The 12,751-nt window shown below is 56.3% G+C and carries 13 protein-coding genes; 6 read left to right on the forward strand and 7 right to left on the reverse strand.

What is annotated here, in order from left to right; translation table 11 throughout:
• Positions 1–4 precede the first annotated feature (4 nt).
• The gene (locus G0Q06_RS11125; protein ID WP_163965901.1) at positions 5–448 is read left to right on the forward strand and encodes a DUF2147 domain-containing protein; all 444 of its coding nucleotides are present in this window, start codon (positions 5–7) and stop codon (positions 446–448) included.
• On the opposite strand, the gene G0Q06_RS11130 is transcribed toward G0Q06_RS11125, so the two are convergent.
• Complete coding sequence (locus G0Q06_RS11130; protein WP_163965903.1) at positions 449–1,207, reverse strand: exodeoxyribonuclease III; 759 nt, start codon at positions 1,205–1,207, stop codon at positions 449–451.
• The gene (locus tag G0Q06_RS11135; protein WP_163965905.1) at positions 1,204–1,746 is read right to left on the reverse strand and encodes an SET domain-containing protein; all 543 of its coding nucleotides are present in this window, start codon (positions 1,744–1,746) and stop codon (positions 1,204–1,206) included. The genes G0Q06_RS11130 and G0Q06_RS11135 overlap by 4 nt, the downstream gene beginning before the upstream one ends.
• A gap of 80 nt (positions 1,747–1,826) precedes the next feature.
• Here G0Q06_RS11135 and G0Q06_RS11140 point away from each other — a divergent pair, with 80 nt between their 5' ends.
• Together G0Q06_RS11140 and G0Q06_RS11145 are read left to right on the forward strand one after the other, a co-directional pair.
• The gene (locus G0Q06_RS11140) at positions 1,827–2,168 is read left to right on the forward strand and encodes a tetratricopeptide repeat protein (RefSeq protein ID WP_163965908.1); all 342 of its coding nucleotides are present in this window, start codon (positions 1,827–1,829) and stop codon (positions 2,166–2,168) included.
• 126 nt (positions 2,169–2,294) lie between these two features.
• On the forward strand, positions 2,295–3,266 hold the full coding sequence (locus tag G0Q06_RS11145; protein ID WP_163965911.1) for an acetyl-CoA carboxylase carboxyltransferase subunit alpha: 972 nt from the start codon (positions 2,295–2,297) through the stop codon (positions 3,264–3,266).
• Between the two features lie 9 nt (positions 3,267–3,275).
• Here G0Q06_RS11145 and G0Q06_RS11150 read toward each other — a convergent pair whose 3' ends face one another.
• Both G0Q06_RS11150 and G0Q06_RS11155 read right to left on the reverse strand, forming a co-directional pair.
• Positions 3,276–4,898: an ABC transporter substrate-binding protein gene (locus tag G0Q06_RS11150; RefSeq protein ID WP_163965913.1), complete on the reverse strand. Its 1,623-nt coding sequence runs from the start codon at positions 4,896–4,898 to the stop codon at positions 3,276–3,278.
• Positions 4,898–6,352, reverse strand: a complete 1,455-nt coding sequence (locus tag G0Q06_RS11155) for an NADP-dependent isocitrate dehydrogenase (RefSeq protein WP_163965916.1) — start codon at positions 6,350–6,352, stop codon at positions 4,898–4,900. Before G0Q06_RS11155 ends, G0Q06_RS11150 begins: the two co-directional genes overlap by 1 nt.
• Before the next feature lie 129 nt (positions 6,353–6,481).
• Between G0Q06_RS11155 and trpD the strand changes: the two genes are divergently transcribed.
• The 3 genes from trpD to G0Q06_RS11170 are packed head-to-tail and all read left to right on the forward strand — an operon-like array spanning position 6,482 to position 9,668.
• Complete coding sequence (gene trpD, locus G0Q06_RS11160) at positions 6,482–7,543, forward strand: anthranilate phosphoribosyltransferase (protein WP_163965919.1); 1,062 nt, start codon at positions 6,482–6,484, stop codon at positions 7,541–7,543.
• Entirely contained in the window at positions 7,540–8,904 is a 1,365-nt protein-coding gene (glmM, locus tag G0Q06_RS11165; RefSeq protein WP_163965922.1) for a phosphoglucosamine mutase, read from the forward strand. Before trpD ends, glmM begins: the two co-directional genes overlap by 4 nt.
• Positions 8,901–9,668 (forward strand): inositol monophosphatase family protein, encoded by a 768-nt coding sequence (locus tag G0Q06_RS11170; RefSeq protein WP_163965924.1) that lies wholly within the window; start codon positions 8,901–8,903, stop codon positions 9,666–9,668. The genes glmM and G0Q06_RS11170 overlap by 4 nt, the downstream gene beginning before the upstream one ends.
• A gap of 364 nt (positions 9,669–10,032) precedes the next feature.
• Here G0Q06_RS11170 and G0Q06_RS11175 read toward each other — a convergent pair whose 3' ends face one another.
• From G0Q06_RS11175 to G0Q06_RS11185, 3 genes are read right to left on the reverse strand one after another with little or no spacing between them, the layout of a single operon-like run.
• The gene (locus G0Q06_RS11175; RefSeq protein ID WP_163965926.1) at positions 10,033–10,716 is read right to left on the reverse strand and encodes an LbetaH domain-containing protein; all 684 of its coding nucleotides are present in this window, start codon (positions 10,714–10,716) and stop codon (positions 10,033–10,035) included.
• Between the two features lie 33 nt (positions 10,717–10,749).
• Complete coding sequence (locus G0Q06_RS11180) at positions 10,750–11,724, reverse strand: RluA family pseudouridine synthase (protein WP_163965929.1); 975 nt, start codon at positions 11,722–11,724, stop codon at positions 10,750–10,752.
• A complete protein-coding gene (locus G0Q06_RS11185; protein ID WP_163965932.1) occupies positions 11,724–12,746 on the reverse strand; it encodes an adenosine deaminase family protein in 1,023 nt (340 codons plus the stop codon). The genes G0Q06_RS11180 and G0Q06_RS11185 overlap by 1 nt, the downstream gene beginning before the upstream one ends.
• Positions 12,747–12,751: the final 5 nt, after the last annotated feature.

The following is a 12,751-nucleotide window of genomic DNA, read 5'->3' on the forward strand; positions in this document are numbered from 1 at the left end:
GGTCATGAAACTCTCACGATTAGTCACATTCACCCTTCTCTGCCTCCTTGTTCATCTATCTGCCACGGCTGCTGGAATGACCGGCATCTGGAAGACGATTGATGATGCCACCGGCAAAACAAAATCGCTCGTGGAGATCTACCGGACTCCTGAAGGACAACTGGAAGGCCGAATTATCGAAATTCTCCACAGTGACCGCGGACCGAATCCGCTTTGTGATGACTGCCCGGGCGACCGTAAGGGAAAGCCAATCAAGGGAATGGTCATTCTCTGGGACATGGACTCCGCATCCGAAACCAAGGCTGTGGGCGGGCGTATCCTCGATCCCAAGAACGGCAAGGTCTACAAGGCAAAACTCAGCCTGCGCGATGATGGCAAATTGGAGGTGCGTGGATTCATCGGCTTCTCGCTCCTGGGCCGGACACAGGTCTGGGAACCAGCCAGCTAATCACACTTCCAGATCGATCCCGACCGGGCAATGATCCGAACCGGTCACCTCGGGCCGGATAAAGGCGCTTTGCATGCGCTCCTTGAACATATCGGAGACGCAGACGTAGTCTATCCGCCAACCCACGTTGCGCGCCCGTGCACCGGCCCGGTAACTCCACCAGGAATACTGCCCGGTCTGATCATTGAAATGACGGAAGGAATCGATAAAGCCAGCCTCCAAGTGCTTCTCAAAAGCTTCCCGTTCCTCATCAGTGAACCCGGCACTGCCTCGGTTTGATTTGGGATTGGCCAAGTCAATCTCCTTGTGGGCGACGTTGAGGTCCCCACAAAACACAACAGGTTTTGTCCTCGCGAGTGTGGCACAATGTTCCCTGAAAGCCTCATCCCATACACTCGTGCGGAATCGTAAGCGGGAGAGGTCTCCCTTTGCGTTGGGCGTGTAGACATTGACCAGATGAAAAGAGGGAAATTCAAGGGTCTGGGCGCGCCCTTCGGCGTCCCCTTCCGGCTCCCCAATACCAGCATGATAGTTTGCCGGCTCGGACTTGGATAGAATCATCGTTCCGGAATAGCCCTTGCGCTGGGCCGGGTTCCAGAATGCGGTGTAACCGTCGGGCACTTGCCAGTCAACCTGCTCAGGATTTGCCTTGATTTCCTGAAAGCAGTAGACATCCGCCTGCTCCGTTTGCAGGTAATCCTGCAGGCCCTTACCAAGGACCGCACGCAGCCCATTCACATTCCATGAGACAATCCTCATGCTGTTTTTGTACTCTTCTTTCCACTACGTTTCCGCAGGGTCCGCTTCAATTTGGGCCATTGCTCCCTCGACACGATAAAGCCGACACACTCATCCGTCCCGCAACGGCAAGGATGATCAAGGAAGTGCTCAATATCATAACCGTAATCGAAGGTGATCTCCTCGCCTGGAAGAATTTCGCGCAAGGCAAAGAGCCAGAGCTGGTCGTCCTCATTGACCATCTCCGCATTGGGCTCGCAAGAGTGATTGATCAGGCGGGCGTCATTGTAGGACTTATTCCCGTCCAAATCGTGCGTCTCGTTCAGGTCAAATATGTAAACAGAGGCCCCGCCGGTCTTCTTCGACTCTTCAAAAAGGTCCAAGCCACGCCGGTTGGATTCCTCCTTGTCGATGAGTTCCCCAACATACTCGATGATCCGCGTACCCTTGCGAATGGTTCGGGACGCGAAAACACCCATTCCATGGATCGGTGAGCGGCGAATTTCGCAAAATGGATTCACCTGTTTGACCGGACTTGGTAGCTTTGGAAACTTTACCATGGAGAGAATCGAAATGCCCATCGCCTCCCATGCAATAAAAATTCCTTTCCAAATGGCAAAAGCTGCGATTCCCTCAAGACATGGAAGAGGAAAAGGCGCAAGCACTTGTGGACGATGCAACCTTTGATTTCACAATGGGTGAGCACGATGCAGCCCTGGAAAAGCTGGAAAAGGCGGTCAAGTTGGATCCGGCCTGCTTTTCCGCATGGCATGCCATGGCGGAGATCTACTTTGACCGGGATAACCTTGAAAAGGCCCTTGAGGCAGGAACGATCGCTGTTGGCCTGAAAGAGGACGATGTCCATATCCACACGACCCTTTCCCGCATATGGATGGAATCGGGCAATAAGGAAGAAGCTGAAAAACACGGGGCCCGGGCGCGTGTCCTCGGGTGGAAGGAACAACTGAAAGAGGACGAATGAGCCGTTGAGAGCGTTTCCCCCGCGACTTCGCCGCATAAAGCCGCTCCCTACGTGCCTTGGATTTCCTCGAAACCGACGCCATTGACAGCCAGCCGCAATGTCATTTAGCCTACGCCTTTAAAATCTATGGATAAGGCTGAATTTACTCTCGAGTTTGAAAAACCGCTTCGCGATCTCCAGTTACGGCTGGAGGAGCTGTTGGCGGCTTCCAAGGAACAGAATTTTGATGTCTCGACCGAGGCAGAGGCCATCCGAACACGCCTTGAGGAAACAAAACGGGACATTTATACGCATCTTACCCCATGGCAGCGGGTCCAGCTGGCCCGCCACCCGAAGCGCCCTTATTCCCTCGATTACATCGGCCGAATCTTTACAGGGTTCCAGGAATTGCACGGGGACCGCAATTACGGCGACGATCAGGCCCTGATCGGCGGAACCGCCTTTTTCAATGGCAAACCTGTCATGATCATCGCCCAGCAGAAGGGTCGTGACGTAAAGGAAAACCTTCGTCGCAATTTCGGCATGCCTCACCCCGAGGGATACCGCAAGGCCCTTCGCCTGATGCAGTTGGCCGAATCCTTCAAGATGCCTGTCATCACCTTTATTGATACCAAGGCGGCCTACGCCGGTGTCGGTTCGGAGGAGCGTCACGTTTCGGAGGCGATTGCACGGAATTTGCGTGAAATGTCTGTCCTCAAGGTACCGGTCATTGGAATTATCATTGGCGAAGGCGGCAGTGGCGGTGCTCTCGGAATTGCCGTCGTGGACAAGCTCCTTGTGCAACAGCATGCCTATTATTCTGTGATTCCGCCTGAAGGCTGCGCGGCCATTCTCTGGAGGGACCGTAAGTTTTCCGAAACAGCGGCCAATGCTCTCAAACTTGGCGCCAAGGAATTGATGGAACAAGGCATTGCCGACGAAGTGATCGAGGAACCCCTGGGCGGCGCCCATCGCGATCCTGATGTGGCTTCCGATGCCATTCGCGAGGCCTTGGAACGCAACTTGAAGGAACTGGAAAAGCTCTCCCTGACCAAGCTTCTGGAGGCCCGTTACCAGAAATACCGCAATATGGGCGATTTCATCGACCCGCAGGCCTGAGCCCGGCGCTCACTGTGCCGCTTTCTCAAGGGAAAGATATTTCACCGGGTGCCAATCGAGAATATTGCTGCTCCACCCCTTTAGCGAGGGATCCTTGAGATAAACCGTCACGTAATGGTACAGGGGAATTATTGCCTGTTCGCGTAAAAGAACTTGCTCGGCATCGGCGTAGAGCTGCATCCGACTAGCCGGATCGGTCGATTCATGCGCTGATTCCATACGGGCATCGTACTCCGCATTCACCCAGCCCGCCCAATTGTTGCCGCTATCAGCCGTCCAAAGATCAAGAAAGGTTGAGGGCTCCGCGTAATCGCCCATCCATGAGGCCCGGGCCAGTTCAAAATCCGCGCTTGCCCGCCGTTGCAGATAGGTCCGCCATTCCTGGTTAACGAGCTGGACCTCTATGCCGAGTTGCTTCTGCCACATGGCTTGAAGAGCTTCAGCAATCTTCCGGTGGCTTTCCGAACTATTGAGCAGATACTCCAAGGCAGGAAAGCCTTCGCCACCGGGATAACCCGCTTCGGCCAGAATCTGGCGGGCCCTCGCCGGATCATACTCATCCGTAAAGGTGGCTTCGTAACCGGGCATGTTGGGCGGAACGAACCCGTAGGCCGGTAGTTGTCCAGCGCCAAGCAGTTTTTCAGAGATTGCCTTCCGGTTTATGGAAAGCGACAAGGCTTTCCGAACGCGGGAATCCGACAAGACGCCTTCACGGACATTGGGAAGGATGTAATAGGTCCCGAGAATCGGATCAATCCGGAGAACCTGGGATTGTTCGCGCTGGTAAGCTGGCACTCGTGCCGGCGGCAAGGCATCCGTCACATGCAGCTGGCCCGATTGGAATGCCCGTTCCTCCGCGCCGGGCTCATCAATTGAATAATAGCGGATTCCATTCAGGGAAACTGTAGTGGAATCCCAATACAATGGGTTGCGCTCAACCTCGACATATTGGGCGGGAAGCCATTCCTTCAGGATGAAGGGACCGTTCCCGACAAACCCCTCCGCGCTGGCCCAGGCTCCGACTCGATTGGAAGCATCATCATCCGTATCCAAATGCGATGGAATCGGATACCAGACGGGATGCATCAGCAACGATAGGAAATAGGGCACAGGCCGGGAAAGGCGGACTTCCAGCTGTGTTTCGGAGACGGCCTCAACACCAACCTCTGAAAAGTCGGTTGTCTCCGAGCGGTTGTAGGCCTCCGCTCCACCAATAACGTACAGCATCTGGGCGTACGGAGTTCCCTGGGTGGGATTCAGGGCGCGCTCCCATGCGGCAACAAAGTCCCCTGCCCTGACTGGTTTGCCATCCGACCATTTTGCATTCTTGCGTAAGGTGAAAGTCACCGTCATTCCATCATCAGCCTGGTTCCACGACTCCGCAACGGCAGGCAATGGCTCAAGGCTTTCCGGATGCGGGGAGACTAGCCCTTCATAGAGTGCCATCTGGATCGCAAGCTCGGGCAGGCCCGTTGTCACATGTGGATCAAGGGCCTGCGGTTCGGGCCCGTTTCCGATCAACAGCAATCCGTCCCTGGCAGCCTTCTCGACCAGTCTCTCACGGGCGCATCCACTGAAAGACAGAAGCAGGCAGCTTCCCGCGATCAGCGAGATAAAGGGCAGACCTCTCACTACTCTCCCTGCGCAAGCGAGTATCCGCGTTCTCCGTTGAAGGTATACAGGTGTTCGGTCTTGATAAAATCAAAGCCGGCGTTGGCCACGCGAAGCATCAGACTGGAGATCTGGCTATGGGTGCAGGTGCCGTCTTCCGCGGTTCCGACAAAGCGGCAACGCCAGTGGTCGGTACAGAAGGTTTCCTCAAGCCCGTCTGGATACACTTTCACCCCACGGTTGGTGATCAGCTTCAGAAGCAGTCCGTCGCCGCTGAGCTTGGCAAGGCTGTCGCCGATGACATTAGGATCACGGTCGGCTTCCTCCCAATCAATGAAGACATCGATCCCAACGAGTTTCTTTTCCTTCGGGGGATGATCCGGCAACTCGATATGGATTCCCTGATTCGTAAAAGAGGCTGGCTTGAAGGTTTCAGGCATCTGGCCAAGTCGCTCGATGACCGCGTCGGCGAAAGCCTGGGTCCCGACCTTCTTCTTGGAAGTCTCTTCCTTGTAGATATCGACGGTGTGAATGCCGTCTTCAAGGGTCTTTAACCAGGCATTGCGAATCTTCATTGCCACATCCCCTTGGTCGAGATGGACAAGCATCATGGTGGCGGCATTCAGTAGGCCCGAGGGGTTCGCGATATCCTTTCCGGCAATATCCGGGGCGGACCCATGCACGGCCTCGAACATGGCTGCATCAAATCCGATATTGGCGGAACCGGCCAGACCGACGGAACCCGCGACGAGGGCGGCAATGTCACTCACAATGTCACCGTAGAGGTTGAGCGTGACAATCACGTCAAGATCTTCCGGATGGGCAGCCACAAGGGCGGCCCCGATATCGATGATCCGGTGCTCGGTCTCGATGTCCGCGTACTGGGGCTCTTTACAAATTTCCTCAAAGACGCGCTGAAAGAGCCCATCGGTGTGCTTCATGATGTTGGACTTCGTCAGGCAGGTCACCTTCCGGCGGCCATAGGCACGGGCATATTCCATGGCATAGCGGCAGATCGCCTCACAACCCGGCCGACTTACGAGCTTGAGGGTCTGCACCACTTCATCCGTCTGCTGGTGCTCAATTCCCGCGTAAAGATCCTCCTCATTCTCGCGGATGATGACCATGTCGATCTTCGGAAAATTGGTAGTCACGTACGGTGCGTAGGCATTACAGGGACGCACATTGGAAAAGAGGCGCAGGCTCTTCCGGATAGTCACATTCAGGCTTTTGTAGCCTGAACCGAGCGGCGTCGTGATGGGAGCCTTCAGGAAAACCCGGTTTTTCAGCAAGGTCTTCCAGTCGGACGGGCTGATCCCGGAAGTCTGGCCGGAAAGGTACTGCTTTTCGCCAATCTCGATTTCCTCGTACGAAAGGCGTGCGCCGGCGGCTTCAAGCACCTTCAAGGTGGCTTCCATGATTTCCGGGCCAATTCCATCGCCCCGGGCAACTGTAATACAGGTTTTTTCGCTCATAATAATTGATAAACTCACTTTCACGAAAGCGAGTCTCAGTCAAAAGGCAACCGATGACATGCGCTTTTTGCCAATCATCCGGTAAATTAACCTTGCGAGGGGAAAAGGGGCTCCTTTCCTGTGGGAAGGATGTCTCAACTCTCTACAATAACGCAACACCTGCGCGATGGTCTGGACTTGAATGAGGCCGACTGTGCTGCCGCGGCGCAGGCCCTCACGGAATCAGGCGTCGAACCAGCCGGCAAGAAGGCCTTTCTTGATGCGCTCCATGCAAAGGGGGAATCCGTGGAGGAGGTGACCACCTTCGCCAAGGTCTTCCGCAAACTGGCCAAAGATCCGCAGTTGTCGGATATTGCCCCGGAGGCCATCGACATTGTCGGAACCGGCGGTAGCGGCTCGAGAGGCTATAACATCTCCTCGGTGACAGCGTTTATCGTGGCTGCCTCGGGGTCAAAGGTCCTCAAGCACGGGAACCGGGCCATCACTTCGCAGAGCGGCTCAGCGGACTTTCTTTCGGCGTGGGGAATCCGCATGGATACCGAACCCGAACTTTTGAGGAATGCCATCGAGGAATTGAATTTCTGCTTTTTCTTCGCACCGGCCTTTCATCCGGCCTTCAAGGAGATCATGCCGGTCCGAAAAGAAATGGCAGCCGAGGGGAAGCGCTCAATTTTCAATATTCTTGGCCCCCTCATCAATCCGGCCAAGCCGGCTTACCAGCTGCTTGGTGTATTTTCGCCATCATGGGTTCAGCCACTGGCCCAAGCCTTGCACAATCTCGGCCTGAAGCGCGGCTTGACGGTTTGCTGCCAGTTGCCCGGAGGGCTCAATATGGATGAATTTACCACAGCCGGGGATAATCTTATCTCCGGGTTTGGGTCGCTGGAATCCCTGCAGGACAGCTGGAATGCCTCCAGCCTCGGATTACCACCGACTGGCATGGACCAACTCCGCGGCGGCACAGCCATCGAGAACAAGGCCATTCTTGAGGACATCCTCGAGGGAGGTGGCCGATCCGGGCTGGTCGACACCTTGGTGCTGAATGCGGCGGCAGCCTTTCTGATTCTGGAAAAAGTGGATTCACTCGCTGAAGGACAGTCCCTCGCAAGGGAAATCCTGCTCGGAGGTGCCCTGCGCTCATGGCTGGACAGGGCACAAGCCTTCTACAAGGCGACCAATCCGGCAGAATGAAGTATTTTGGCACAGATGGCATTCGTGACCGGGTAACCGGTCCGCTGCTGGACCAGAAGTTTGTCTTCCGGTTGGGGCGGGCGGTCGGACGCTGGATGCGCCAATCCCCTGCTTCAGCCTCCTACCATGTTGCCATTGGCCGGGATACCCGTTCCTCGGGCGGATACCTGTTTCTTTCACTGGCGCGAGGGCTGGATGCCGAAAAAATCAAGATATTTGATGCGGGTGTGTGCCCGACTCCGGCCGTGGCCACAACGGTCCGCGACCTCAACTTGAATATGGGGATTGTCATCACAGCCTCACACAATCCCGCCACCGACAACGGGATCAAGCTGTTCGGGCCATCAGGATTTAAGCTGCGCGAAGAACAGGAGGAGGAAATTGAGGCCATTCTGGATTCAATCCCTGAAGCCAGCAGTGAGGATTTTGAATTCACGCCCGCAGTGCGCTATTACGAGGCTCGCAGGCATTACCTCGACCATTACGAGGACATCCTCCCAGACGGCGCCCTGATGGGGATCCGGATTGTCCTGGACTGTTCGAACGGGGCCACTTACCGGACTTCGGGCGAGTTGCTGGGGCGTTTCGGGGCGCAGGTCATTCCTTTTGGGTGTGAACCGACGGGTGATAATATCAATGCCGATGTTGGAAGCGAGAATCCGCAGGTGATCAGCAAGGCCACCGTCGAGCTGAATGCCCATCTGGGGATTTCCCACGATGGTGATGGTGACCGGGTGATCCTCTGTGATCATCTGGGCCGGGTAATCGACGGGGATGCGGTCCTTGCCATTCTTGGAAATGGATGGGCGGCCCGCAATGAATTGCCCGGAATGGCTGTTGTCGCCACAATCATGAGTAATCTCGGGCTGGACAAATGCCTGGCGGATGCCGGCGTCCGGCTTGAGCGGGTTGGCGTAGGTGACCGGCAGGTCTTTTACGCGATGCAGAAGGCGGGCTACGTCCTCGGCGGCGAAGCCAGCGGCCACTTTATTGCCATGAATCACTTGCCCACCGGAGACGGCTTGCTGGCAGCATTGCTGGTCCTACGGGAAATGATGAAGAGCGAGAAGACACTGGCCGATCTGGCCTCCATTTTCAGCCCGTTCCCACAATTGAAGAAAAACCTGAACGTGAAGCAGAAGCTACCGCTCGAGGAGCAAACCGCATTGCAGAACGCCCTCAACTCGCTCAATGGACGGCTCGGCCAGCGTGGGCGCATCCTGTTGCGCTACTCCGGGACAGAACCGAAGATCCGGTTACTGGCCGAGGCGGAAGATCCGGACCTTGCCACGAATACCATGGAGGAGCTTGAATCACTCGTTCACACACATCTTCCCGTCACTCAATCCACCCCCTTATGAAGGACGAAAAAGCCATCATCCCCTTCCTGAAATTACTCGCCGAGGAAAGCGCCAAAGTGATCAATCCGCTCTTTGCAAACCCCGGTTTGAAAGTTGAGCTCAAGGATGACGATACACCGGTCACTTACGCCGACAAGAAGGCCGAGGAAGTCATGCGCGAACGGATTGCCCGGGAGTTTCCGGATCATGGGATTATCGGGGAGGAATTCGGATCGGATAATGCCGATGCGGAATACACTTGGATTCTCGATCCAATTGACGGCACCCGTTCCTTCGCCGCCGGCTCACCCCACTTTGGCACCTTGATCTGCCTGCAGAAAAACAATCTTCCTATCTGGGGTGCCATTCATCTTCCGGCGATCGGGCAGCTCTTCATTGGCGACAACGAGATATGCCTGCGTAATGATCATCCCACTACACTTCGCGAACCACCGCCCCTTAAGGATTGCTTTCTCCTCACAACCGACCCCAAGGCTCCGGAAGTTCATCAGGACGGCACCGGATGGAAGGCCCTTCTTGAGGCGACTGGACAATATCGCAGCTGGGGCGATTGCTTCGGATATACCCTGCTCGCCTCAGGCGGTGTGGATATCATGACGGATCCCATTCTCAATTTGTGGGACCTTGCCGCCTTGATTCCCGTCCTCAGGGGAGCCGGCGCCATTACTACAAGCTGGAAGGGCGATGATCCGTTCAAGGCGGAGAGCCTTGTCGCCTGCCATCCAAAGATTCATGCGGACGTGATTCGCCTCTTGAATCCGTAAGGGGGATTATCAGCCCCAGGCATCCGTCCCCGCGTTGCGGGTTCGTCAGCCTGGGCTATTGATTCCGGCCCGTTGGGCCATTTCTAGATCTGGCCGCCCGAAGGGCTGGCATATCTAGCCCAGGTTGAGGGTTCCGCAACGCGGGACCCGATGCCTGGGTTGAAGATGATTCGACGAACGCGGGACCCGATGCCTGGGTTGATGATGATTCGACGAACGCGGGACCCGATGCCTGGGTTGATGATGATTCGACGAGCGCGAGACCCGATGCCTGGGTTGATGATGATTCGACGAACGCGGGACCCGATGCCTGGGTTGATGATGATTCGACGAACGCGGGACCCGATGCCTGGGTTGTTTCGCCTCAGGCCTCCGGGCGTGGGAGGACGCGAAACCGGTTTTCCGGGAGGGCAATTTTCCCTGCCGGCAAATAGCCATTGAAGGGCATACTGATGACCGCTGCATTTCGCCCGAGAATAGTTCCCGGTTGCAGGACGCTGTTGCATCCGGCTTCGGCCCCATCCCCCAAAAAAGCGCCCACTTTTCGCAAACCGGTTAAAAAACGTTCCCGGTCAATCTTGATCACGACCTCATCACGTGCCAGGCGAAGGTTGGCGCAGATCGCCCCCGCACCGAGGTGGGCGCGGTTGCCGAGAATGCTGTCGCCCACGTAATTGTAGTGAGGCGTCTCGACCCGTTCCATCAGGAGGCAATTCTTAAACTCGCAGGCATTCCCAAGGACTGAACCAGCCCCGACAATGACATTTCCCCGAATGTAGGCTCCCGGACGGATTTCCACGCGTGGCCCAATCCAGGCAGGCCCTTTGATTGTGCAATACGCCGGCAGGGATACGCTGGGATCGATGTAGACCGGTCCGCTTATATCCACACCGGACGGGATATCGTCGCGTCCTTCGACCGCTTCAAAATCAAAAGAGGCCAGCGCTTCCTGGATTTTTGGGAGCCATTCCCACGGATGCGCATCGAGATTGAAAAACTCCGAAAACGGGAGGCCGTCGGGCCAATCAAAAAGCTCTTGTGCCTTCATAGGGCGGAAGAATCAAGGATAGCCGGCTTTTGGTCAATGGCTTTCAGCCACTGGATAGTTCTTGCGCAACAAGATCTGCAGGTCCTCAAAGTCCTCCGGCAAGGGTGTGGAGATTCGCATGATTTCGTTCGTGACGGGATGGGTAAATTCAATCTCGGTGGCGTGCAGCATGACCCGCGGGATATCGAGGGCCTTCGCCGTGTCTGGAAGAAGCGCTGGACGAAACCCGTAGAGCGTATCACCCAGTATCGGATGTCCGAGCCATTTCATGTGGACACGGATCTGGTGAGTCCGGCCCGTATGGATCTGCAGGCGGACAAGCGCTGCCGCCTTGCCATATGCCTCGATCACGGAGTAATCCGTCAGGGCGCTCCTCCCGTCGGCACGACAGGTCATCCGGGTCCGATGGACAGCATGGCGGCCAATCGGCTGATCAATGGATCCATTGGCTGCGCCAGGTACCCGCGCGACAAGGGCCGTGTAATATTTCTTCACTTGTCGCTCGGCAAACTGCTCGGCAAGTGGATGAAAGGCTTGCTCGGACTTTGCGACGAGCATTACTCCGCTGGTCTCCTTGTCGAGGCGGTGGACGATTCCGGGGCGTTCCGTCCCGCCAATTCCGTGCAGGGAGCCTTTACAGTGATGCAACAAGCCGTGCACAAGGGTATCGGATCCGGTTCCTGCACCGGGGTGGACAACCACACCGGCGCGCTTGTTAAGCACGAGAAGGTTCTCATCCTCGAAGAGCACATCAAGATCCATATCCACCGGAACCAGCTCAAGGGGCTGAATAGGCGGAAGGCTCACCTGCACGGCATCACCGGCACGGAGCTTGTCCTTCTGGCGAAGCACCCGGTCATCCATCCAGACGCGTCCATCCTGAAAAAGTTTCTGCCACCGGGACCGGCTCAGGTCGGGATGCAAATTTGCCAGCATCCTATCCGCCCGGGCCATCCTGACATCGTCAGGGACCGTGAGGGACAAATCCTCTTCCCTCCCGGCTTTCATCAGCTCTCGGAGGGGTTGGAAAACCGGGAGACAGTGGCGGCAATGGTATCGAGATGTCCGGTAAACTGCTCCTTGCTGCCGATCGCGTGACGGAACCCATTGGCTGCCAGCTCACCAAGCTCGGCATAGCTGAATCCGAGCTCGTTGTAGAGGGCGGTATACTCCTCACCAAGGGTGTTACCGAAGGAAATGGGATCATCCGTACTCAGGGTGCATGTCACACCTGCCTCGAAGAGCTCACGGATCGGATGATCCTGCATCCGCTCAACGACGGCGAGTTTGACATTGCTGATCGGGCACACGTCAAGAATCGCCCCGATATCCGCCAAGTGGCGCAAAAGCCGCGGTGAATCCACTGAGCGCACCCCGTGTTGGATGCGCCGGACACCAAGTTCCTCCACCACCTGCCAAACAAATTCCGGCCCGCAGAATTCACCGGCATGTGCCTTTGTCCGCTTGCCTGACTCGCGGGCACGCTTCCAGACGTCGGCAGTCCACGGCTCAAGGGGCACCGTCTCCGTTCCGTGCAGGTCCAGTCCATCAAGTGCCTCCCAACGCAGGCTGTCCTCAATAAAGGGGCGGCTCTTTTCGGTATAGCCATTGTGATGAATCCCCATGAAGACCCGAACCGGAACGCCTGCCGGAGCTGCGGCCTTGATAGCCTTGGCCACGGCCTCCCCGTCGAGGCCGAGATACTCGATCATGCCCGAAGCAAAACTGGTCTCAATGTACTGGACGTTCTCCTCGGTGTGCAGGCGATTGAAGATCTTCTTCGCAGCCTCATAATAGCGCTCTGGTGAAGTGAACCACGCAAAAGCCATGCTGAGCAGCTCCTCCTCAAACTCCGCGAAGGACGAGAACTTGTAGTGATCATCCCATGACTTCGGAGGATGGGTGAATCGCCCGGGATCGAGCTGATTCAAAAGGTCCCACGGCAAGGCACCCTCGATGTGCAGGTGCGTTTCCGTCTTTGGAAGGCTTGCCAGGAAGGCCTTTAATTCAGGATCGGGCTGGTGTGGCATCCGTA

The organism is Oceanipulchritudo coccoides (genome assembly GCF_010500615.1).
In the GTDB taxonomy this organism is placed as follows: domain Bacteria; phylum Verrucomicrobiota; class Verrucomicrobiia; order Opitutales; family Oceanipulchritudinaceae; genus Oceanipulchritudo; species Oceanipulchritudo coccoides.